This is a genomic window from Thalassolituus pacificus, from assembly GCF_025318105.1.
GTDB lineage: Bacteria > Pseudomonadota > Gammaproteobacteria > Pseudomonadales > Oceanobacteraceae > Venatoribacter > Venatoribacter pacificus.
Window position 1 is genome coordinate 120,790 of sequence record NZ_JAOANI010000009.1, and the last position, 21,994, is coordinate 142,783.

Annotated in this window: 19 protein-coding genes; 10 read left to right on the forward strand and 9 right to left on the reverse strand. The window is 53.1% G+C overall.

Translation table 11 applies throughout. The features are described from left to right. Nucleotides 1-102 precede the first annotated feature (102 nt). Nucleotides 103-603, reverse strand: a complete 501-nt coding sequence (locus tag NYR02_RS02580) for a MarR family winged helix-turn-helix transcriptional regulator (protein WP_260974835.1) — start codon at nucleotides 601-603, stop codon at nucleotides 103-105. Nucleotides 604-739: 136 nt separating this feature from the next. On the opposite strand from NYR02_RS02580, the gene NYR02_RS02585 reads away from it, so the two are divergent. The 4 genes from NYR02_RS02585 to NYR02_RS02600 all read left to right on the forward strand — a co-directional run bounded on the left by NYR02_RS02585 (nucleotide 740) and on the right by NYR02_RS02600 (nucleotide 4,574). Then, nucleotides 740-1,612, forward strand: a complete 873-nt coding sequence (locus NYR02_RS02585) for a DMT family transporter (protein ID WP_260974836.1) — start codon at nucleotides 740-742, stop codon at nucleotides 1,610-1,612. Between the two features lie 116 nt (nucleotides 1,613-1,728). Continuing rightward, on the forward strand, nucleotides 1,729-2,178 hold the full coding sequence (locus NYR02_RS02590) for a hypothetical protein (RefSeq protein WP_260974837.1): 450 nt from the start codon (nucleotides 1,729-1,731) through the stop codon (nucleotides 2,176-2,178). A gap of 144 nt (nucleotides 2,179-2,322) precedes the next feature. Further along, the gene (locus NYR02_RS02595) at nucleotides 2,323-3,396 is read left to right on the forward strand and encodes a phospholipase A (protein ID WP_260974838.1); all 1,074 of its coding nucleotides are present in this window, start codon (nucleotides 2,323-2,325) and stop codon (nucleotides 3,394-3,396) included. A gap of 59 nt (nucleotides 3,397-3,455) precedes the next feature. Next, nucleotides 3,456-4,574, forward strand: coding sequence for an ATP-NAD kinase family protein (locus NYR02_RS02600; protein WP_260974914.1), 1,119 nt, complete (start codon nucleotides 3,456-3,458; stop codon nucleotides 4,572-4,574). Nucleotides 4,575-4,680: 106 nt separating this feature from the next. Here NYR02_RS02600 and NYR02_RS02605 read toward each other — a convergent pair whose 3' ends face one another. Further along, on the reverse strand, nucleotides 4,681-6,555 hold the full coding sequence (locus tag NYR02_RS02605) for a methyl-accepting chemotaxis protein (RefSeq protein ID WP_260974839.1): 1,875 nt from the start codon (nucleotides 6,553-6,555) through the stop codon (nucleotides 4,681-4,683). A 199-nt stretch (nucleotides 6,556-6,754) separates the two neighbouring features. Between NYR02_RS02605 and NYR02_RS02610 the strand changes: the two genes are divergently transcribed. From NYR02_RS02610 to NYR02_RS02620, 3 genes are all read left to right on the forward strand, one after another. Beyond that, nucleotides 6,755-8,692 carry a ricin-type beta-trefoil lectin domain protein gene (locus NYR02_RS02610; protein WP_260974840.1) on the forward strand — a complete coding sequence of 646 codons (1,938 nt, stop codon included), beginning with the start codon at nucleotides 6,755-6,757 and terminating at the stop codon, nucleotides 8,690-8,692. Next, complete coding sequence (locus NYR02_RS19490; RefSeq protein WP_260974841.1) at nucleotides 8,673-9,575, forward strand: ricin-type beta-trefoil lectin domain protein; 903 nt, start codon at nucleotides 8,673-8,675, stop codon at nucleotides 9,573-9,575. Before NYR02_RS02610 ends, NYR02_RS19490 begins: the two co-directional genes overlap by 20 nt. A 357-nt stretch (nucleotides 9,576-9,932) precedes the next feature. Next, nucleotides 9,933-10,163: a hypothetical protein gene (locus NYR02_RS02620; protein WP_260974842.1), complete on the forward strand. Its 231-nt coding sequence runs from the start codon at nucleotides 9,933-9,935 to the stop codon at nucleotides 10,161-10,163. A 237-nt stretch (nucleotides 10,164-10,400) separates the two neighbouring features. Here the strand turns inward: NYR02_RS02620 and NYR02_RS02625 are convergent, their stop codons facing one another. Beyond that, a complete protein-coding gene (locus NYR02_RS02625; protein ID WP_260974843.1) occupies nucleotides 10,401-10,928 on the reverse strand; it encodes a DUF1439 domain-containing protein in 528 nt (175 codons plus the stop codon). Continuing rightward, nucleotides 10,925-11,878 (reverse strand): bile acid:sodium symporter family protein, encoded by a 954-nt coding sequence (locus NYR02_RS02630; protein WP_145469348.1) that lies wholly within the window; start codon nucleotides 11,876-11,878, stop codon nucleotides 10,925-10,927. The genes NYR02_RS02625 and NYR02_RS02630 overlap by 4 nt, the downstream gene beginning before the upstream one ends. A gap of 158 nt (nucleotides 11,879-12,036) precedes the next feature. On the opposite strand from NYR02_RS02630, the gene NYR02_RS02635 reads away from it, so the two are divergent. Then, a complete protein-coding gene (locus NYR02_RS02635; protein WP_260974844.1) occupies nucleotides 12,037-12,651 on the forward strand; it encodes a flavin reductase family protein in 615 nt (204 codons plus the stop codon). A gap of 46 nt (nucleotides 12,652-12,697) precedes the next feature. Here NYR02_RS02635 and NYR02_RS02640 read toward each other — a convergent pair whose 3' ends face one another. From NYR02_RS02640 to NYR02_RS02655, 4 genes are all read right to left on the reverse strand, one after another. Then, nucleotides 12,698-13,468: an SDR family oxidoreductase gene (locus NYR02_RS02640; protein WP_260974845.1), complete on the reverse strand. Its 771-nt coding sequence runs from the start codon at nucleotides 13,466-13,468 to the stop codon at nucleotides 12,698-12,700. Between the two features lie 153 nt (nucleotides 13,469-13,621). After that, a complete protein-coding gene (locus NYR02_RS02645; protein ID WP_260974846.1) occupies nucleotides 13,622-16,462 on the reverse strand; it encodes an insulinase family protein in 2,841 nt (946 codons plus the stop codon). 9 nt (nucleotides 16,463-16,471) lie between these two features. Continuing rightward, nucleotides 16,472-16,732, reverse strand: a complete 261-nt coding sequence (locus NYR02_RS02650) for a hypothetical protein (RefSeq protein WP_260974847.1) — start codon at nucleotides 16,730-16,732, stop codon at nucleotides 16,472-16,474. A gap of 53 nt (nucleotides 16,733-16,785) precedes the next feature. Further along, on the reverse strand, nucleotides 16,786-18,633 hold the full coding sequence (locus tag NYR02_RS02655) for an EAL domain-containing response regulator (RefSeq protein ID WP_260974848.1): 1,848 nt from the start codon (nucleotides 18,631-18,633) through the stop codon (nucleotides 16,786-16,788). 194 nt (nucleotides 18,634-18,827) lie between these two features. Between NYR02_RS02655 and NYR02_RS02660 the strand changes: the two genes are divergently transcribed. Both NYR02_RS02660 and NYR02_RS02665 read left to right on the forward strand, forming a co-directional pair. After that, nucleotides 18,828-19,370, forward strand: a complete 543-nt coding sequence (locus NYR02_RS02660) for a helix-turn-helix domain-containing protein (protein WP_260974849.1) — start codon at nucleotides 18,828-18,830, stop codon at nucleotides 19,368-19,370. A gap of 54 nt (nucleotides 19,371-19,424) precedes the next feature. Then, entirely contained in the window at nucleotides 19,425-21,473 is a 2,049-nt protein-coding gene (locus NYR02_RS02665; protein ID WP_260974850.1) for a response regulator, read from the forward strand. On the opposite strand, the gene NYR02_RS02670 is transcribed toward NYR02_RS02665, so the two are convergent. Beyond that, nucleotides 21,455-21,859 (reverse strand): hypothetical protein, encoded by a 405-nt coding sequence (locus tag NYR02_RS02670; protein WP_260974851.1) that lies wholly within the window; start codon nucleotides 21,857-21,859, stop codon nucleotides 21,455-21,457. The two genes, NYR02_RS02665 and NYR02_RS02670, sit on opposite strands and share 19 nt — an antisense overlap. Nucleotides 21,860-21,994 lie beyond the last annotated feature (135 nt).

The following is a 21,994-nucleotide window of genomic DNA, read 5'->3' on the forward strand; positions in this document are numbered from 1 at the left end:
ATTCGCCGTGATAACGGCAAGCGGGTAAGCCCGCCCGTTCTGCAACCTGTCGGAATCTTGGCCCGGCAGGCCGCAGAACGGGCGGGCTTTTTTATTCGGGGATTATTCCTCTGCGTACTCAAAACTGAGCAGCAGCTGGCGCAGCAGATCGTTCAGTTGCTGTTGTTGTTCAGGCTCTAATGCTTTGAGCAGACGTGCCTGCAACTGCACATGGCGGGTAACGGCGTTACTGATCAGCTCGTGTCCGCTGCTGCTCAGTTGCACTAATAAACTGCGGCGGTCATCGGGGTCAGGCAGTCGTTCAATCAGTCCGCGCTCTTCCAGCCGGTTCAGGCGGTTGGTCATGGCACCGGAGGTCAGCATGGCGGATTTAAACAAAACCGTGGGGGTTAAGCGGTAGGGCGGGCCGCTGCGCAGCAGGGTGGCCAGCACATCAAACTCGCCACCGGCTAGTCCGAATTCCTTATGCAGCTCGTTGATTTCCTGACGTATATGGTTTGCCAGACGGGATATCCGGCCAATGGCTTCCATCGGCCATATGTCCAGATCCGGGCGCTCCTGCTGCCACTGGGCGACAATAAAATCCACATGGTCCTGCGTCATAACGTTACCTATCTCTGCTGCAATCACGCAGAAGTCTGCCCGGATATTATCTTAACGTAAAGATATTTGACCCGTGGTCGTGGAGAATATATCTTTGTCTTAAATATCTTAATGTGAAGATAAGTGGTGGTGTGGGATGACAACGAACAGTTCAGGTGCAACGGCTGGCTTGCCGTTATGGCTGATGGCAGTAGCCGCCCCTCTGTTGTGGGGAACAACGTACGCGGTGACGCAGGCTTTTCTGGCCGGGGTTGATCCATTCTGGCTGGCGACGCTGCGCATTGTGGTGCCTGGCGTAATGATGGTGTGGCTGGTGCCGTTGACGGTCTGGCGTCGGCATTGGCTGAACATTGTGGTGCTCAGTGCGCTGAATATCGGCATTTTTACCGTCCTGCTGTTTGGCGCTATACAGCGTTTACCTGGCGGCATGGCGGCGACGCTGACTGCCAGTATGCCATTGCAGCTGCTGCTGTTGCGGGCGTTGCAGGGCAAGCTGCCGGCTCCTTTGCAATTGCTGGCCGCCGTGGGCGGGATGGCGGGGGTTGGGCTTTTGGTCTGGCAGGCTCCGGCTGAACCTGACTGGACAGGAGTTGCGCTGGCTCTGGCGGCGGCCTTCTGCATGGCGCTGGGCGTGTTGCTTATGCCGCTTTTGGGGCGCGGTATCAAACCGCTGGTATTGGCCAGTGCGCAGTTATTCAGTGCGGGTGTTGTGTTGCTGGCACTGATGCTGCTCTGGGGACGACCGTTTCCGTCATTGGACACCAGGGGCGTGTTGGCCCTGGTCTGGCTCGGACCGATTGGCATGGGGTTGGGCTATTACCTGTGGTTCCGTGCCATTACCCTGATTGCCGTCGATAAGCTGGCCTTTATGGGCCTGATTAATCCGGTGGTGGCGGTACTGGCCGGGGTCTTGTTGATGGGCGAGCTGATGAATATCAGCCAGGCCTTTGCGATTGCTCTGGTGCTGCTCTGTGTGCTGTTGGCCCAGCACCCGGCGGCGCAGCGATAACCGGTTGCAGTCAACACCCGTTAAAACTGGCACCGAAGCTGCAATGTCTCAGATTAATTGAATGAATCGTCGGATTTCCGGCGTTATTTGAATGATCATACGACAGGAGAATGACAATGCCCGGACAAGGTACCGTAGAAGATGTGCTGCGTAGCCTGAACTTTGCTCAGGATGTCGGTAAGCAGATACGCGACGCCGGTTATGTGTTGGATAAAACAGAGTTGAAGCGTTTACTGGCCGAACTGACTTCGGCGGTTGCCTCCAGCAAAATGGAGCTGTCTTTGCTGCAGGGAGTGTGCGAGGCGCGCGATGACGAATTGATTCGTCTGCATGAAGCGCTGGTTTATAAAGGCAACCTGCGCCGCCGTGGCGACGGCTATTACAAAACACTGGATGGCCGCCCTTATGGTCAGCCTTATTGCTCGTACTGCTGGGAAAGCAAGCAGCAGTTGCTGCATCTGCACAGTCGCATTCTGAGTAAAGACATCCGCATTTGTCCGGGCTGCAAAAATGAATATCAGGCCATCCGCACACCGTATCTGGAAGCGGACGGCATGACGGTTTAAGCCTTCGCGCAGTCATCGTTTCAGTATGGGGACAGAGTGTCTGCGCTGTTTTACGGGAAAATGTCCGGATAGGCCGAGGCTGGTCTCGCACTTCGCTCAGGGCGCGGCTATATTGGCCGCGCAATCTCTGGCAATGGAATCCGTATGAATCTGCTTAATCCTGCTGTCCTGGTGTTAAAGGTATCGCTACTGGTCTCAGTTCTGGTCTCGATGTTGTGTCCTGCTTTTATGGTTAACGCCGAAGAAAGTGAGCCTGATGCCGGGGCCGGTAGCGAACCGACGGTGCTGGATGAATTATTACCCGCCACCGGGCCGCTGAAAACAAAACAGCAGCCGGTTGATATGATTGCGGATGATGAGTTTAAGCCAGCCCTGCGCGACAACCTGCCACAAATGGTCGAAAAAATTCAGATCGAGCGCCTCGCATCCGACAGTCCTTACGTCATGCTGCCACACCGGCCTAATTATGTGCTGCCTTTGTCGTATCAGAGCCGCCCCAGTGATCGGGAGCAGAACCGGGTTTTGCAACATTACACCGGAGACCCTGATGCGGAACGCGAAGCCGGTAATGACCATCTTGAGGCGGTGTTTCAGCTCAGTATTAAATACCGTTTGTCAGAAGGTCTGCTGGGCAAATTCAGCAGTGTTGATGTGGCCTATACCAACCGTTCATTCTGGCAGGCGTATAACAGCGATATTTCCCGTCCGTTTCGCGAAACCAACCACGAGCCGGAGCTGATATTTTCCTGGCAGCCGCAAAACAAGTGGGTCGATTATTTTTCGCTGGCGATTAATCACCAGTCCAACGGTCAGACCAGCTCAATGTCACGCAGCTGGAACCGGGTGATTGCCCAGGTCGCATCGGTATCGTCGACAGGAATCTATTCCACCCGCATCTGGTGGCGCTTGCCGGAAGAAAGCAAGGCTGATCCTTTTGATCCGGCCGATAATGATAACCCGGATATTGACGATTACATGGGTAACGGTGAGTTCACTTATATCTATGTGATGGGCAATCATAATATCAGTACGATGCTGCGTAATAATCTCAACCCGGATAAAAACCGTGGCGCCATTGAAGTTGGCTGGACCTTTCCGCTCAACCGTAAAATTAAAGGATTTGTGCAGTATTTTAATGGTTACGGTGAAAGCCTGATTGATTACAACCGCTATCAGGAGCGTATTGGCGTCGGCATTAAACTCAGCGACTGGTTCTGAACTGGCAGTGTGGCAACCGCGGGGTATAATCGCCCCGCAATCAGGCCGGAATACTCGTGATGTTAACTCTTGGACTTATTATTAATCCCTATGCCGGTATCGGTGGCGCCGTTGGCCTTAAAGGCAGCGATGGTGCTGATATTGTTGCCGAAGCAATGGCACGTGGTGCTGAGCGTAAAGCCGCATTGCGTACCCGCCAGGCGCTGGATGTTTTATCGGCGTTAAAAGAGCGCTGTTATTTTTTAACCTGCCCCGGTGAAATGGGTGCCGATGTATTAACCGGGCTGGGCTTTTCTTACCGTTTAATCGATGCGGATATTCCGCAAGTGAATACCAGTGCCGATCATACCCGTCTGGCAGCTCAAGCGATGCTGGATGAAGGCGTTGATCTGCTGCTGTTTGCCGGGGGCGATGGTACGGCGCGTGATATCTGTGCCGTGGTAGGCGATACCCTGCCAGTACTCGGTATTCCGGCCGGCGTGAAAATTCATTCAGCAGTGTATGGCATTACACCGACGGCCTCCGGTGAAGTGGTACGCAGCCTGCTCGAAGGCGGGCTGGTGGATATTAAAGAAGCCGAGGTGCGTGATCTGGATGAAGACGCTTTTCGCAATAATCAGGTACGTGCGCGGCATTACGGCGAAATGCGCGTGCCCCAAACCGGGCATTTTGTGCAGGCAGTAAAGCAGGGCGGCGTTGAGGTGGAAGAGCTGGTGCTGGCCGATATTGCTGCCTTTATCTGTGCCGATATGGATGACGATGTGTTGTATCTGGTTGGCTCAGGAAAAACCACGCAAGCGGTGATGGATGAACTGGGGCTCGAGAATACTCTGCTGGGTGTCGATGCGGTACTGAACCGTGAGCAGATCGGTACGGATTTAACCGCAGATGAGATTCTTGCTCTACTGGCGAAATATCCGCAGGCTCAGGCCATTGTCAGTGTGATGGGCGGGCAGGGGCATATCTTTGGCCGGGGTAATCAGCAGTTCACTCCGGATGCTCTGCGCCTTCTGGGTAAGAAAAATATTCGCCTGATTTCGACCAAAACAAAAATCAGTGCACTGAATGGCCGGCCATTAATTATGGACAGTGGCGATCCTCAACTGGATAAAGACTGGGCAGGGACTATTGAAATTACCACCGGTTATCGTGATCAGATTGTACACACGCTGGTTTAGAGGTAATTAAACAGGCTCTCTTAATGATCTGAAGAATATCAGATAATAAAAAACCGGCTGATCAGTGCCGGTTTTTTATTGTTTCTCTCGGGATAGGGTTGAGTCATCAGTTAACGACAAATTTCTCCACCGTTTGATTCAGACGTGCTGCCAGCTCGGCCAGTGCAGCACTGGCTAATGCTGCCTGAGATGCCTGTTCATGACTGGTGCTGGCCAGTTCATTCACGCGTACGACGTTACGGTTAATTTCTTCGGCGGCGTAGCTTTGCTCTTCGGCTGCGGTCGCAATTTGGGTATTCAGATCATTAATGCTGCTGATGTTGTTGTAGATGACCTGCAGGGCATCACTGGCTTCGCTGACGCGCGCAATCCCGGTTTCTGCACGGTCACGGGATTTCAGCACGGTATTCACCACTTCGGCTGTTCCCCGGTTAAATTCATTAATCGTGGCACGGATAGATTCGGTGGATTCCTGAGTGCGGCTGGCCAGCGTCCGTACTTCATCGGCGACCACGGCAAAACCACGACCCTGCTCACCCGCCCGTGCAGCTTCAATCGCGGCGTTTAATGCCAGCAGATTCGTCTGTTCGGCAATGGCACTGATTTCACCCAGAATGGCGCCGATGCTTTCGCTGTCTTTCTGCAGTTTTTCGATGGCTTTGGTGGCTTCCAGAATTTCGCCGTTCAGGGTTTCAATTTCGTGGCGGGCTTCATCAGAAATATTCTTACCACGGCTGACTTCACGGTGAACTTCATTCACGGCACTGGCGGCCTGATTGGCATTACCGGCAATATTCTGAATAGTCGAAGTCATCTCGGTCATCGCGGTTACTGCCTGGGCAACTTCTTCCTGTTGCTGGCTGCTGGCATCACCGACTTCACGGGTAATGGCTGACATTTCTTCCGATGCGGAGGCCACTTCGGTTGCACCGGATTTTACCTGCTCGACGGTTTCGCGCAGTGTGGCAATTAAAGCGTCAAAGGCATGAGATAAAATGCCAATTTCATCGCCGGAACGGTGGCCAATTAATTGGGTTAAATCGAGATCACGGGCAATGCGCTGAATTTTTCCGGTAATATTTTGTACTGGCAGATAAATCGCACGGGATACCAGAAAGGTCAGGGTGGCGACTATGGCAAAAGTCAGCAGAATACTCAGCGTGAGGGTTGTGTATACCCGCTGAGTCATGGTTTCCATTTCGTTGCTGATGTAAACCGTCAGCTCATCAAAAATGCTTTCTGTTTTATGGATGGTGGTACGCATATCACCGCGCAGGCCTTCTTTTTCGTTCAGGCCCATGGCCTGTTCTTTTTTAAAGAGTGCGGTGAACTGATCCTGATAGGCTTTCAGCTCCTGCTGTACCTTACTGCTACCGGCCAGACTGCTGCGCTCCAGCGCCAGGCTGAAATCATTAATCCCGGCTTTGAATTTTTCCATATAAGATGGATCACTGCGTAACATAAAATCCTTTTCATGGCGGCGCAGCATCAGCATGTAATAAAGCAACTCGTAGTCGTCAGAGGATTTGGCCGAGGTTTCGATATCGTGTACGGCTTTGCGCAGGCCGCCATACAGACCGCTTTTGTGATCCAGACCGATTTCCTGCTGTGCGGTGGCAAGGGCATCAAATATTTTGCGGTAACCATCCACCTGAGTGCTCAGTTGCTGAACCTGAGTGGTATTCAGGCCCAGTCCCTGCATGTGGCTGCTCAACTCCGAGATGTCATTCTGGGTTTTATCTGCGACAGTGCTGAATTGCTCAACATACTTCATATCCTTGCGTGCCAGAAAATCTTTTTCATTGCGGCGCAGCAGCAGAATATCACCACTGAGTGTTTGCTGTTGATACAGAACATCAGACAGCTCACCAAGGCGCGTGAACTGCTGAACACTTAAGGCCGATGTAATAATCAGGCCGAGAATGACCAGCACCAGAATCATGCCGTGTTTGCTTTTAATACTGAAGTTGTCAATAACCATGGGGGTTAACCTTTATATAGCTATGACAGAAGACTAGAACAACTGCTGCAGGGCGCCAGCGGTGTGCGCTGTCTGACAGGTTTTGGCTGCAAACAGTATTTCCGCTACAGCCATTGGCATGGCAAGTCCCATAGATGGCGGATATATTCCTGTTAATTTAATACGAACGTACCATAAAAATAAATAACGGGGCCTTACCATGTCGATTGTTTCTCACGATAGCCGCTACCGGCGTGCTGCTTCTTGTATCTTTTCGGTGCTGACACTGCTGCCGTTGCAGGCTGTTGCCTTACACAGTATTCCTGCTGCAGATGAAGTTCTTATCAGAGAAAAAACCGTTGCTGCTCAGCAGGATAAAGTGTTTGCCGGAACTTCTGGCCGCGAGCTTGGATTCCGTGGTTTCAACGTATCGGGTGAAGTGAAGCTGGCAGAATCGGGCTTTAAAGCCTTTAAAAACAATGAGGATGCGCAGGCCAGTCTGAGTTTGCTGAAGGAAAAAACCGGCGCCAACCTGATTCGCTACACTCTGGCCTGGGAAGGTGTGCAACCGCAGCCGGGGCAGGTGGATGAAGGTTATCTGGCAGCGATCAGCCAGCAGATTGCCATCGCAGCGGACCTCGGATTGTATGTGCTGCTGGATTATCACTCGGATCTGTACAGTCGCCATACCTTCACCGCAGATTCTGCAGCTACCGGTAATGGTGCCCCGCGCTGGGCAGTGAGTGATGCTTATGGCAAGGATGACTGTGGTCTGCCTTGTCAGCTGACCTGGTCGGCACACAAACTTTCTGATTCTGCTGTGCGTAATGCTATCCGTGGCTTCTGGGCTGATCACTGGGCTTTGAATAAAGATTTAGCCGATATTGAACTTTATTTACCGGCATCGCAGCAGTGTGTGGATATCCGCGGTGGTCAGGCCGGGAATTCGGTTACCGTTGGCGGCTGGAGCTGCCATGGCGGTGCTAATCAGCGCTGGCATTATCGGCAGGATGGCACCTTACGCAGTCTTGCCGATACGGAGCAGTGTCTGGATGTAGCGGGTGCCAAAACCGCAGCGGGTACGGATATTCAGGTGTATCAATGCAATGGCAGCCGTGCGCAGCAGTTTATGCCCGACGTGCATGGCCGGCTACATAGCGTACTGGATCTGAACAAATGTTTGAGCCTGAACAATGGCAATGTGCAGTTGGCGGAGTGTCTGGCAGCCAGCCAGGTGGTGGGAAGTCGCCAGCAGTTTATGCTGCGTGATGCTGCCACTCACTCTTCTCTGATGACACAGCTGGATTTTGTTCAGAGCCAGTTTGTCTGGCAACTGGGTGAAATGCTGAGTTACTTACAGGCGCATTTAACGCCGACACAGCGAGCCATGGTCATTGGTGTGGACCCGATCAATGAGCCCTTCGACGGTGGTATTGGTAATATGAGTTATGCCGACTGGGATAATGAGGTTTTGTGGCCATTTTATCAGCGTGTGCGTGCGGAAATGGATCAGCGCGGCTGGAATAATACGCCGGTGTTTGCTGAGCCTATGGTGTTCTGGAGTTCCATTGCCGGAGCTGTGGCACCGGCAACCGGCGGCCACCACTTAACTTATCAGCCCGGTGATGGCTTTGTGTTTAACAGCCATTTTTATGATCAGGCCCGTATGGGCGTTAATGATTTAACCGTGGCGCGTAATGGCAGCTATTTTGCCAATATTGACCAGATCCGCGATGAAGCCCGCTATCTGAATATTACGCCGTTTTTATCAGAGTTCGGCATGTGGCTGGATGGCTGGGGGCATACTGATACCGAGCGGGTGGTGAATGCCACCTATCAGGGCATGGAAAGCTCCGACCGCGTTTCCGGTAAAGACCGCTATGTCGATTTTTACACACCGCTGGTCAGTGGTACCCAATGGCAGTGGGATTATTATTATGACAACCATATGGAATTACAGAATGGTAATCCTCAGCGGGTACTGACAGAAGATGATGCCTGGAATGGCGAGAATTTTTCCGTCATCCGTGACTATGGCCAGAACTACAATATTAATGCCGAACTGGTACAGCGGGCTTATCCGCGGGCGTTGCAGGGCGAGCTTCTGCATTTCAGCTATGAAGGCCGGGTGCCGGATCGTGCCGGATCGTGCCGGTGAGCGGATGAACTACCACAGTATCCGTGTTTCCTTACCGCCGTTATTTTCTGAACGTGAATTTCTGCGTAATACCGAATTTTCTTTTGCTGCCTGGCGCGGACGTTTAAGCGATGCGCCGACGGAAATTTACTGGCCACGGCATTTAGCCAAAGAGCAACTGACGGTGATTACCGATGCCGCTATTTTCCTGCCCGAAACATTATCAGGAGTGCCGACACAGCAGGCGAATGAAGTGGTTTTGATGTCTGACCGTGGTGCTGATAGCGGTCAGCGGGTATTGGTGTGGGATGATGTCAGCGCCGATGAGGATTCTGACAGCCTGCATTTTGCGTTATTAATTAATGGCGATGCCGGACTCAGTAGCGGAGAACTGGCGGATTTACAGGCGGGAATCCACTATCAGTTAGCGCAGGGAAAAAGCCCGGTGTACCTCACCGGCAGCATGACCCATTCCGGTTATAGCGCTGACAAAGGAACTGCGGCCAACGGTTTTTCGCTGATTAATGCCCGCTCGGGGTTATGTCTGGATGTTGCCGGGGCACGCAGCTGGAACGGCACCAATGTGCAGTCTTATCATTGTAACGGCAGCAATGCCCAGCGCTGGTTTTACGATAAAAATACCGGCTATCTGAAATCGGCACTCGGCAATAAATGTTTGGATCATGGAGGCCAGTTACGTGATAACGGTAAAGCTGTGATCTGGGACTGTGTGAACAGCGATAACCTGCGCTGGAACCTTCAGCCGGATGCTCAGGGTTATCAGCTGATTCCGCGCTCATCGGCTGCTTATGCCCTGGATGCCTATAGCACTGAGGACAGCTCTGATGTGGGGCTCTGGTCACGTCATCAGGGGGCGCAGCAACGCTGGAAAATGCAGTTTTAATATTCCATTTATGGTGAAAAAATATTCAGCGGCAATCCCGTTATGGCCGGGGCTGCCGCTGAGTCTGAATTGCTGTGGTATCTGAGAGTATGAGGAATCTCAGTGTTGATTTTCCATATCGAATGAGCGGCTGAGGTAGCGAGAAATTACGGAATCTACGTTTTATATCGGTATTTTTACCTACTGACAGTCTCTTCAAAAAAGGCTGAGCGGTGAGGTGTTATTTTCTGTACTCACGCCCGTGATTTTATTACACAGCAATTACGAAACTCATCAGGACTGATAACATTTCTGTTGATCCTCTTCTTTAATGTAGGGATAGAATCACCACTAATTTTTTACGGGAATAGATTCTTCATGAAGTGTGAGTTTTGCCATCAGTCGGCATTAGCCGGAAAGCCGATAACGGTTTCCGGTATCGGCATTGCACACGAATCCTGTTATGAGCGTCATCTGATCGAACAGCGGGTGTTCAAGACGCTGAATTTACGCCAGCTGAATGAAACCGAACTGAGCGAGCTTCACGATCTGGTGCAGATTGAAATGAACGCGCGTAAACCGGTAATGGAGGAAATCGAAATCTGGTAAACAGTATCAGAGTAGCTATGCATTAAAGATTCTGTGCTGCTGTCAGTTGGACAATTTCTATTCTTCATTTTTATAAAAATATAACGCGTAGCGGACTCACGCTTTTCTAAGCGGCGATTATCTGTTTTGGCTTTAAGGGCGAAACGCAAAAATCTGAAAAATATCGTGGCTACCACAGCATGAAAAACCGGCAATGACGCCGGTTTTTTTGTGTCCGCTCAGATAGACCGGGTCAGATCAGAACGGACTCATCACCAGTACGACTTCGGTTTCTGTAATGGTCAGCGATTTTAGCATCATACGTGCCATTGCCTGGGTAACGTCCTGATCGCTGAGGGTGTGCACCGGCTGTCCGGTTAAGGCTGGTGTCAGTGCTTTTTGTGCCATAGATATCAGCTGCGGCTGCAGACCCGGAGCCAGGCCATCAATGTCGAGTTGGCGGATAACCGGCTCTTCAATAAAAAAGCTGTAGCTGGCTTTGTCGTAGCGGATTTTTCCTTCTACGGTCAGCTGACCGCTGCTTTGCAGACCAATGCTGGTGACAATCAGCGCGTTGGTTTGCAGGCTCAGACGGTTACCGCTGGGCAGCAGATCAAGCTTTGGATGACTCAGCGTTAACGTCACCATGCCCTGACTTTGGCTCAGAGGCATCTGGCTGTTTAATTGTTGCTGCAGTTGCTGTTCCGTGAGGCGTACCTCATAGGCCTGTGCGGCAAGACTGAACAGCAGCAGGCTGCTGGTGCAGAGTGTGGTTAATAATTTCACAGATGCTCCTTAACCGCCTTCTGCTGGCTCAGATTGCGGATTTTTTTATTGGTCTGCCACTTCCAGAAAGCGGCCAGCAGAGAACCGCTGATGTTGTGCCAGACGCTGAACAGTGCGCCGGGCAGGGCGGCCATCGGGCCATAAAATTTCAGTGCGAGCGCGACGCCCAGGCCGGAATTCTGCATCCCGACTTCCAGCGCAATGGTGCGTGCTTCCACTTCGGTATGACCATTCCAGCGCGCGATGCCATATGCCGCGGCCAGACCCAGCAGGTTATGCAGCATCACCGCCACAACGGCGAGTGCTCCCATGGTGGCAATCTCGTCAGCATTCAGGGCAACGATGATGGCAATAATGGCGAGAATAAAGGCACTGGCAATATCCGGCAGGTGGCTGTTCAGGCTGCGTCCGACCTGGGGAAGAAAACGGTTGCACAACAGGCCACCGGCAATCGGCAGCAGCACAATCTGAGCGATACTGATGATCATCGCCTGGGTATCCACGGCAATTTCAGCGGACGAATAAAAGGCAACCAGCCATGGCGTCAGCACCACGCCCCACAGGGTGGAGATCAGCGTCATGCTGACCGACAGCGCCACATCGCCGCCGGCCAGATAGGTCATCACGTTGGAGGCGGTGCCGCCGGCACAGGCGCCGACAATGATCAGGCCAATCGCCAGCTCTGGCGGCAGTTGCAGCAGCTGTACCAACAGCCAGGCGATCAATGGCATTAAAGTAAACTGCAGCAACACTCCCAGAGCGATAGGCTGTGGTTTATTCCAGACGCGGCGAAAATCCGCCCAGCGCAGGGTCAGGCCCATACAGAACATAACGATGGTCAGCAGCGGCACAATGGCGTCTTTCAGCCCCAGCAATGGCTGCGGTTCATACCAGGCGAGGGCGCTGACGGCGATGGCCAGCAGGGGAAAATAACGGTTAACAGAAAACATAGAAGCCTCCGGAAGCAGAGCGCTATGTTACCTCAGTGACGCCTGCGGCGCAGTGCTGAGCGTTGGTGTATCGTCATCGCTTATCCGTTGTCTGGTATTTCACGCCGCTGGCGGGAATAATTCACCCGGTTGTAAATCCGATCAATAACGGAGTCATCATGGAATTACGTTTTGCCGACCTTAACCCTGTTGAGAGTTATCACCTGCTGATTCAGACCGTTCTGCCGCGGCCGATCGCCTGGATTCTGAGCGCAAATGACGATGGCTCATCCTATAACCTGGCACCGTTTTCGTTCTTCGCGCCGGTCTGTGCCAACCCGCCCACCTTTGTGGTTTCTGTGGGTAAAAAGCCCGGCGGCGACGAAAAAGATACCTTTACCAATCTGGCCCGTGATGGCCGTTGTGTGCTGCACATCGCATCGGTTGAACAATTACAGGCACTGAACGCCAGCTCGGCCACGCTGGCCTATGGCGACAGTGAGGTCGAGCGTTCTGCTCTGGCGCTGGAAGCTTTTGCGGGTTCAGAACTGCCGCGCCTCAGTCAGGCGCCGGTTGCTTTTGCCTGTACTCTGCAACAGCAGGTGGATGTCGGACCGGGTGGGCAGCATGTGCTGTTTTTACAGGCCGAGGCGGCGTATCTGGCGGACGATATTGTGCTCAGCAAAGAGCCGCGCCTGCAGGTCGGGGCTGCGGAACTGAACCCGCTGGCGCGTCTGGGTGGCAGTGAATATGCCGCGCTGGGTGAGTTGTTTAATCTGCCGCGGCCGGAATAAATACGCTGGAATAAACGTGCCCGGAAATTCCGGGCGCAGCGGCGACTCAGCCTTTATTCAGAAAGCGGATAATGGCGCGGGTAACCGCCCGTGGCAGCAGCTGGCTGGCGGCGTAGGTCAGGGCAAATTGCAGACTGACGGCGCGGTGGGTCTTAGGTTGTTCTATCTGCTGCAGAATGGTCCGGGCGACATCCTCGGCGTTCAGATGCACACCGAGTTTATCCAGCACCGGGGCGCCGGAGGCCTGTTCATTCAGCATTGGTGTGCTGACAAAAGGCGGCATCACATCGCAGACGCGGATGCCGTACTCTTCCCATTCCAGCTCCAGCGCTTCTGTCAGGCCGCTGATGGCAAATTTGGAGGCGGAATAACTGGCCAGCCGCGGAATGCCATAGGTCGCCGAGGCAGAACTCATATTGATCACCTGAGCGCCGCTGGTATGACGCAGGTAGGGGAAGGCTGCCTGACAGCAGTGGATAGTGCCCATCACGTTGATATCGAAAATCTGCTGGTGGCACTGGCTGCTGACGTCTTCAAAACGGTCAATCTGCAGAATGCCGGCGGAGTTGAACAGCAGGCGCAGCTGTTTGTCATGCTGCTCTGCATAAGCACCGATAACGGCGGCGCACTGGTCTGGCTGCGTAACATCAAGGCGATAGCAGTGCACACGCTGCTCATCCCAGCCCAGGGTCATTTCTTTTAATGCCTGTTCGTTAATGTCGGCCAGACCCAGGTCCCAGCCCTGGGCATACAGGGTTTCGGCCGTTGCCCGGCCAATGCCGGAGGCGGCACCAGTAATAAAGGCATTCTTAATCATGCAGTTTACTCAGTAAAAAGAATCAGTGCGTCAGACTCGCGATTATCGTCTGACAGGTAAAGGGTAAAGTACGCCAGACATAAAAAAGCCCGCCATGATCACAGATCATAGCGGGCTTTTTACGGACGGGCTTTACAGTCCTCAGGCTGATGCTTACTGCGCAGCCTGTTCCGGCTGTGGCCGTTCGAAGCGTGGCAAGCTGTCACGCTTCAGGGTATCGAGTGCCGGCCAGTCCTGCACTTTGCCGCCCTGGGTCAGTAATAACCAAGGCTTGTCCCGCTCCAGAATGGCGTTCTGGAATAATGCCCGGATATCATCCTGGGAGAGGGTTTTCACCTCCGCAGCAATGGCTTCACTGGTGTCGAAACTATAACGACGAACTTCAATGTCGCGCCAGAAACGAACCACTTTTTCGGCCATATTCTTAGGTTTTTCAAGCAATAATGAACTCAGCCCCTGACGGTAAGAGTTGAACTCTTCCTCCGACATATTGGCCAGTTGCTGCTCGAAGCTACTGAAGAAGTTCAGGCTGCTGTCGATAATGGCCTGTGGTGAGGCTTCCGGTGACTGCACGATAAACGCCAGACCGGGAATGGTTTGCTGCGGGAACGGTGTAGCGAACACGATATAGCCCAGCTGCTGCTCGGTACGCATGGTCTGGTAATACGGTGCACTCAGAATCTGGCCGAGCAGGGCGTAGCGGGCGCGGTTCTTATCGCTGCCTTCCTGACCCTGAACATAGAGTACGATGGCCGTATCCTGATGATCCAGTGTCAGGTTTTTCTGATACTGACCTTCCGGTATACGCAGTAATTGCGGCAATGCCACCTGCGTGGCTTTGGCCGGATACTGGGCATCAACAATGGCAGCCAGATCCTGTGCCTGAGCTTTGCTCAGTTGCCCATGGACGTACATCTGCACGGCCAGCTCATTGCGGAAGGTTGCGGCGTACTGCTGCACATCGTCTCGGCTGACCTCCGCCAGTGCGGCCAGTAATTCGGTCTGATCGAAGCTGGGTTCGTATAACCAGTTTTTCAGCACGGCCAGTTCGCGTTCAAACGGCTTGTTTTTCAGCTGATTTTCCAGAGTGCGCTGCAGCGAGGCTTGGTAGCGGCCGAAGTCTTCTTCACTCAGGTTGATGCTGTTCATTTCGCTGAGAACGCGCTTCAGCAATTCCGGCAGCTTGTGCTGATAACCGCCCAAAGACAGCTCCAGACCACGGCCGGATGCGCTGAGGTTGTACGTCAGGCCCGCCAGGTAGGCAGGGTAGCTGTAGGTATTCAGGGCTTCGTTAACCGTGCGGCTGTACAGCTGTGCCAATACCCGCTGGCGGGCAGAGTTTTGTACGCTGGCTTGCTGCAACTGAATCAGAACCCGGGCTTTGGGCATGGCAAACTCATGCTCCGGGTAGTACCACAGCAAACGGCCAGGTTCGTCGATCAGTGCTTCCGGCGTTGCCTGAGGCGCGTCGGCGTGCAGGGTAAAGTCGGTCGGAATAAACGGGTTGGGTGCTGGCAGAGTGAGTTTATCCAGACCCTCGGTGCTTACTGCATCCGCGCGGTAATCGCCGGGGCGAATGCGGATGGCGGTGCCATACCATGGATCAATGGTTTCGGTAGCGATTTTGGGTGCAATCAGCGTGCGTAACATGTTGTTGGCCGACAGTGCATCCAGATAAGGCTGCAGCTGTTGCTGGCTGATTGGCTGCCAGCGGTAATCGCCGTAGATGATGTCCTGTGCCGGATAGACCAGCATATTGCTGCTCAGGCGTACGACGTAATCGCTGATGCGGCTCTGTTCCTGGAATTGGAACGACAGATCGCTCAGTTGCTGCTGTTCGGTCAGCAGATATTGCGGCAGCGGCTGTTGTTTCAGCAGATCAATGTAGTGCATCAGCGCCTGGGTGATGTTCTCGGTATACAGCAGGCCCAGTTTGGTCAGCTGAATCTGTACCACCAGGGTGGTTTCATCCTGAGTGCTGAGTGAGCGTCCGGCGCTCAGGCCTTCGGCCCAGCCTTTTTCTTTCAGCAGTGCCAGCAGACTGCCTTCGCCTTCGTGGCCAATCAGGTTCGACAGAATCTGTACGGGCTTATAGCTGTACAGCGACTGTGTTTCCGGCATCGGGAAGGTGAACTGCAGACGGCGGATTTCTTTCACCGGTTCAATGTTCATATCCAGCGGCAACTGGCCCGGAATAAACAATGGCGGATTAGCCACGTGAGCAGCGGTCTGACGTTTGGGCACCGCAGAAAAATGACTCTTGGCCCAGCTTTCCAGCTGATCAAGATCGTCTTTACTGGCCAGAACCAGCGTCATACGGTCAGCAGAGTAGTGATTGTTGTAAAACGCCAGTAAGTCATCGCGGGTTTTGCTGTCAGGACGGTCGGACAGGGTGTCGAGGTTGCCGGTGGCAAATGATGCGTAGGGATGGTCTGGGTTCATCGCTTGCTTTTCGGCCGAGTAAATACGGCGGAAATCATCTTTCAGCTTGGAGCTGTACTCGGCATGCACGGCATTTTTTTCACGATCAACGTAGGCTTCATCGAAGGTCGGTGAAATAAAGAACGGCGCAAAACGATCCAGTGCGCCGCTGAAAGCTTTGTTATCGATATCGAAAAAATACGTGGTCTGGCTGTGTGCGGTAAAGGCGTTATGGCTGCCGCCGTGACGGCTGATATAAGCCTGATATTCACCGGCTTCGGGATAAGGCTCTGTTCCCAGAAACAGCATGTGCTCCAGGAAGTGGGCCAGGCCTTCGCGTCCTTTGGGATCATCGCCACTGCCTGCATCGACGCTCACCGCGGCGGCGGCTTTGTCGGCATCCGGTGTATTCACCAGCAACACCTTCATGCCGTTATCCAGTGTCAGGTAACGGTATTTGAAGGTGTCAGCGGGGCTGACGATCAATTCGGATCCGGCGGAAAACTTAATCATAGAAAATACGATTGCGCCCAGTACGATGAGTGAGAAGGTCCAATAACGTGGCGATAACATGCCTGCTCCCTAGTGTGCAGTTCCGTTGTGTTGAATGATGGCTTGCGCATCCGCCAGGGTATGGCGTTGCGGATCCAGCTGCTGAATCAGGTTGAGACGGTGTTTGCTGTCTTCGAGTTCCGCAACCAGCAGTGCAAACTGACTGTCGAAGGCATTATCGATAACAGAATACAGCTCTTTGATCGGGTCTTCGGCGCTGGCCCCGGCGGGGGTACGCAGGGCTTTAAGGCAGGCGAGGGCAATCTGGTGGTAGGCTTGATCTTTATTCACAACGGGCTCCTTTTAGCAGGAGCCTATCATACCCTAACTGCCGGCCGAATAACTCAGCCCAGTTCTGCCGTGGGCGAGAACCACTGCAGCTGATCGGCGTTCAGTTCCCGTGACAGCACCGCCCCTGACAGCCAGTCGACATTGCTCTGGTGAGCCGAAGCCAGGGCTTCCGTATTGTCCATGCCCGGAGCATAGATAATCAGGCCGTGATCATGGATACGTTGCAGCAGACGCCGGCTTTGCGGCAGTGATTTGCTGTTGCGCATGTGAATCAGGAATTCCGGCGCCAGACTGACGCCCTGAATCGGTAACGACAAGATCTGCCGGGGGTTGAGGAAGCTGCGGCCGAAGTTGGCAATAAACAGCTGGCACTCTTGCGCCCGCAATTCATCGCGCCAGTTCAGGTCCGCTTCATCCTGACTGAGAATACAATCTTCACCGAGAATAATACGGCACTGCACCGGCATACTCTGACGGGCGTCAGTCAGAGCTTTGACAAAGGTTCTGATGGCGCTGATCGGTTGCTCTGCAGCGGGCATGACAATATTCAGTTCGTGGTCAAAATGCTGCCGCCAGGTATGACCGATAGCGTTGAACCAGGCTTGCCATCCGGCTTCATCGTAGGCACTGGCATGGGGCGCCTGCAGGGCCGTGAGTGTGCCCTGTTGGTCAAATACCGGTAACGCGCTGTATTCACTGGCTTTGGTTTCCTGATCTGCGACCGGAGTGGCGGAAACTTCGCGTGGCTGTTCTTTGTTGCTGCTGACAGGCAGACCCAGACGCCGGCGTAGCCAGTCATCCCAATGGGCAATTGAGGCAGGTTTTTGTTCGATGCTGATTTGCGGTTGCAGCCGCGTTGGCTGCCCCTGAAAACTGACGGTCTCATTGAAGTCCTGGCGGATATTCTGACTCAGGCGCTCAATTTGTTCTGTTGAGACGGAAGCGGGCAGCAGAATCAGAAAGGTATGAGGTTGTGGCGAATAGATCTCATAAAGATCGTCGGTTGCTGCCTGCAGACGTTCATAGCAGATCGAAGACAGATCTTTGTGGTTGACCTCTTCAGCGGGCAATGCAACCACCATCAATTGCGGCTCTGCGCGGGCAACTCCGGCGGCCTGTTGCAGACGCTGCAGGTGGTGCTCACCGGAATAGCGCTGCATCTCATCTTTAAGATCGCGTTGTGGTGATTGTTCCGTGGCAACAAAGTTACACGAACACAACCGGTATTGGTTGCCCAGTGGGGTAATCGCCATCCAGGCGGGCAGGCTCAGCTGTTGCGGGCCGGTGAGGTTGAAATAGCCCAGCCAGGTTTGTTGCTGTTCTACCTGACGGGTCACATCGGTTTCTAATGTCACCGGCATGGATGACAGGGCACTGGCAAACAGGTTTACGCCCAGGAGATCCTGTTCTTCACATTGCAAGGCTTCACACAGCAAAGGGCTGGCCATGCGCACGATCCAGTTACTGTCAGTCAATAATATCGCTTGTTCGGACTGTACGGCCTGGCTGACCTGTTGCAGATTTTTAAGCAGATCGTGTTGTTTCAGACCTTCTTTGATATCCATGCCAAGTAACAGGTTATCCCAGGGTTTCGCGACAAAACGATGGACGTCGCCATTCTGCCAGGCGCGGCGCAGGGCACTGTAGTCAACTTGTCCGGATAGCAGCAGACGGTAGGTTGCAGGAGAGACTTCACGCGCTTTCTGACACAGCGTAAGGCCGTCCATCCCCGGCATCTTATAATCGGTGATCATCAGTTCAACATCATGGCGCTGCAGTATGGCGAGCGCTTCGTCACCGCTACTGGCTTCGAGAATATGGAACGGTTCGGCCCGCAACATACGCCGGATAGCCTGAATAATTCCGGCTTCATCGTCGACCAGTAAAACGTTCCTTTGCATCCTTCACCTCCTGGCGGTTTATCGTGGTTCTGAGGTTGTTCTCAATAAATCCAATGTAGCATTCCGGGTGCGCTTTATGTACAGCGTTGTCATGGCTGGTAAGGCAAGGATGTCGCAATTTGCTCATTTCTCCTTGCATTGGTGAAAGGCTATCTATACTGGAAACAGTGTAGTTGCCAACTTGAGATAATGCTGTGAGGGAAAAACAAGCCTTAACAACCGGCGAGGTGGCGAAATACTGCGGCGTGAATTTCCGCACAGTCATTCGCTGGATCGAACGCGGTCACCTGGATGCTTACAAGCTGCCGGGGCGCGGAGACAATCGTATTCCGGTCAGCAGTTTTATTACGTTTCTGCAGGAGAACAATATGCCGGTTCCCGGCGATTTATCGCTGGGTGTAAGAACGCTGGTGTTGTTGGCTGATGCGGAAGATTTCTCCGCCGATGTTGCTTCATTTGTGCGTCGGGCAGGTTGGGAACCGCTGGTAACCACTGACCCGATACAGTTTGGTTTTTTGATTGCCGAGCATCAACCGGGAGCGATTGCGGTGAATTCTGTCGCAGCACAGGAGTCTGTTTCCCGCCTGATGCGCGATACCGAAGCCCGTGAAACGCTGTACTTGCTCATCAGTCGTCACGAACCGGAAAAACCTTCACGGGATGGCTGGCTGAGTTATCTGTGGCCGAAAGATCAGCAGGCTCTGTTGGCATTTCTGACGGGTGACGCCGCCGCTTAGTCGTAATAAACAGCCAAGGTCACTATGGATTGAGACCTTCCCGGAGAGGGAGCTATGACGTTTTCTGCGTTACTCGGACTGACGCTGCTACTGGTTCTGCTGCTGCTCTGGCTGGCCAGTTGTTGCTGGAGACTCAGGCGTGAGTTAGAGCAAAATCTCGCCGCCGCGCAACGTTTTCGTATTCTCTGGCAGCACCTGCCTGACGTTATCACCGAACTTGATCGTGATGGTCGTATTCTGGATGTAAACCACTTGCTCAGTGGTTTTGTCATGGACGATGTTGTCGGGCAACCCTCGGTGGATTTTCTGCCAGCAGACCAGGTAGACAGCTTCCTGCAGTGCCTGCACTCTGCATTCAGAGATCACACGCCTCAAAGTTATGAAATTACTCTGCGGGATCAGAATAACCGCATCAGTTATCTGAAAAATCAGTTAATTCCGGTGATGGTTTCGTGTGAACTGCAGAGTTTATTGGTGATCAGCACTGATATTACCGAACAGAAGCTCGCACGTGATCTTCTGACCACCGAAAAAGAGCAAGCGGAAGAAGCCAACATTGCCAAAAGCCGCTTTCTGGCCAGTATGAGTCATGAAATCCGCACGCCGATGACCGGGCTGCTGGGGATGGTGTCTCTGCTTGAGCAAACGCCTTTAACGTCTGAACAGATGGGTTTTGTACGCATTATTCAGTCATCGTCTGAACATCTGCTGACCATCGTTAACGATATTCTCGATATTTCCAAAATCGACGCCGATAAACTCACTATTGAAGAAGAAAACTTCAATATCCGCGAGATGATCGACAGTCTGGTCGCGATGATGAGCGCCAAGGCGCGGGAAAAACATCTTAGTCTGCAGTTTTTTGTCGAAGATGCTGTCCCCCAATATCTGATTGGTGATGCGGTAAGAATCCGCCAGATTCTGATGAACTACCTGACCAACGCGCTGAAGTTTACCGAAGAAGGGCATGTTCTGTTGCGGCTGGTGGTTATCCGGCGTCAGTTCAGTCAGGTGCAGTTGCGTTTTTCGGTGGAAGATTCGGGCATTGGTATCGCTGCTGACCGGGCGATGCATTTATTCGATGAATACAGCGTTGCGCACGGGCGTTTATCCACATTGGTGGGCGGAACGGGTCTGGGGTTGAGTATTTGTCGTCGGCTGGCCGCTCTGATGCACGGCAAAGTCGGCGTGATCAGCTCACCAGGACTGGGGTCGAATTTCTGGCTGGATCTGAATCTGACCGTTGCCGCCTGTGACCTGCCGGCAGGTATGGCAGAGGCGTCAACAGGTAATCGTTCTGCTGATATCTGGGTTTGCGATGATGTGCAGATCAACCGTGCTCTGCTGGTCTCGGTTGTGCGTCGTCTGGGCTTGTCTATCCGGGAGTTTTCCATTGCCCAGGATATGTTTGATGCGCTGCAGGTCAGCCAGCCGGATATTCTGGTGGTGCCGTACAGTTTATTCAGCCGTGATCAGCAGCAACTGCGGGAGCGTTTGTCGAACACTCATACCCGCCTGGCGTTGACCACCACGGATAGTGTCACGGTTCCGGAAGCTGAATGGCTGGCTCTGGGGGTTAAGGCTTTCTGGGATTGGCCAATCAGTCAGGAACATTTGCAGCAATTGCTGTTGCGTTTGCTTGATGGGGCCAATCAAGGCCAGTTGATTACCCGTTTTGGCCGCCGGGCAGGAGAGCATTTAACGGCTGGTAATGAGCTTAAAGGCATCCGCATATTGCTGGCAGAAGATAATCTGGTGAATCAGAAAGTGGCGACGCAAATGTTGGTACGCCTGGGTTGTGAGGTCACCGTTGCGTGCAATGGGCAGGAGGCGGTGGATCTGTATCAGAAAAAACAATTTGATCTGGTGCTTATGGACTGTCATATGCCGGTGATGGATGGCCTCGAAGCCACACGTCAGATCCGCAGCAGTGCTCAGCAACAGATCCCTGTTATTGCTTTATCTGCGGATGTCATGGCTGAGCAGAAAGTGGCTTGCATGCAGGCTGGTATGAACGGTTATTTATCCAAACCAATACGCCTGGATGAGTTACGCCAGGCGCTGTGTGGTTTTCTCCGACCTGATCAGAGCGCACTGCCGTAAGGGATGTAGCGGTTATCGGTCAGGCTTTTCAGATGACGGATTGCGTCTTTTTCCGGCAGTTGGCCATTCTTTTTCAGTACACGAAAAATCCAGATAGCCGGGTTTTTGGCACCACATTGCCAGCCGCTGAATGTCATTTCAGCCAGGGTAAAGAAGGTTGCCAACTGAAAAAGCTCGTCCGCTTTAAACGTCTTCAGCGTCGGTTGCCATTGCTCTTCGCTGAGCTGCAGCCACGAACGTACCTGTTTGAGTGTTTCTTCTCCCAGTTCTTGTTCAGCCCGATTGCTGCTGTCTGCCATGATGGCCGTCACAGCGATGCATTGCTGTAACAGCGCAGGAGCAATACTGGTTGAGCTTTGGTTTGCTGGCACCCATTCATCAATCATTTGCTTTAACCTTGGTCGTTATCTGGCACAGGGGGCGATAGGATATACTACTCAGCCCGAATTCTTAACAAGCCAATGGGCCGGCATCGTTATCTGGCCGGTGTTATGCGGGCTGATGATGTAAACGCATTTTTG

What these genes read in the sequence shown, in the direction of transcription:
- NYR02_RS02630 (WP_145469348.1), bottom strand. Translation starts at nt 11,878, where the DNA reads ATGTTTTCTGTTAACCGTTATTTTCCCCTGCTGGCCATCGCCGTCAGC.
- NYR02_RS02645 (WP_260974846.1), bottom strand. Translation starts at nt 16,462, where the DNA reads ATGTTATCGCCACGTTATTGGACCTTCTCACTCATCGTACTGGGCGCA.
- NYR02_RS02640 (WP_260974845.1), bottom strand. Translation starts at nt 13,468, where the DNA reads ATGATTAAGAATGCCTTTATTACTGGTGCCGCCTCCGGCATTGGCCGG.
- NYR02_RS02610 (WP_260974840.1), top strand. Translation starts at nt 6,755, where the DNA reads ATGTCGATTGTTTCTCACGATAGCCGCTACCGGCGTGCTGCTTCTTGT.
- NYR02_RS02605 (WP_260974839.1), bottom strand. Translation starts at nt 6,555, where the DNA reads ATGGTTATTGACAACTTCAGTATTAAAAGCAAACACGGCATGATTCTG.
- NYR02_RS02595 (WP_260974838.1), top strand. Translation starts at nt 2,323, where the DNA reads ATGAATCTGCTTAATCCTGCTGTCCTGGTGTTAAAGGTATCGCTACTG.
- NYR02_RS02585 (WP_260974836.1), top strand. Translation starts at nt 740, where the DNA reads ATGACAACGAACAGTTCAGGTGCAACGGCTGGCTTGCCGTTATGGCTG.
- NYR02_RS02670 (WP_260974851.1), bottom strand. Translation starts at nt 21,859, where the DNA reads ATGATTGATGAATGGGTGCCAGCAAACCAAAGCTCAACCAGTATTGCT.
- NYR02_RS02600 (WP_260974914.1), top strand. Translation starts at nt 3,456, where the DNA reads ATGTTAACTCTTGGACTTATTATTAATCCCTATGCCGGTATCGGTGGC.
- NYR02_RS02620 (WP_260974842.1), top strand. Translation starts at nt 9,933, where the DNA reads ATGAAGTGTGAGTTTTGCCATCAGTCGGCATTAGCCGGAAAGCCGATA.
- NYR02_RS02580 (WP_260974835.1), bottom strand. Translation starts at nt 603, where the DNA reads ATGACGCAGGACCATGTGGATTTTATTGTCGCCCAGTGGCAGCAGGAG.
- NYR02_RS02665 (WP_260974850.1), top strand. Translation starts at nt 19,425, where the DNA reads ATGACGTTTTCTGCGTTACTCGGACTGACGCTGCTACTGGTTCTGCTG.
- NYR02_RS02655 (WP_260974848.1), bottom strand. Translation starts at nt 18,633, where the DNA reads ATGCAAAGGAACGTTTTACTGGTCGACGATGAAGCCGGAATTATTCAG.
- NYR02_RS02590 (WP_260974837.1), top strand. Translation starts at nt 1,729, where the DNA reads ATGCCCGGACAAGGTACCGTAGAAGATGTGCTGCGTAGCCTGAACTTT.
- NYR02_RS02635 (WP_260974844.1), top strand. Translation starts at nt 12,037, where the DNA reads ATGGAATTACGTTTTGCCGACCTTAACCCTGTTGAGAGTTATCACCTG.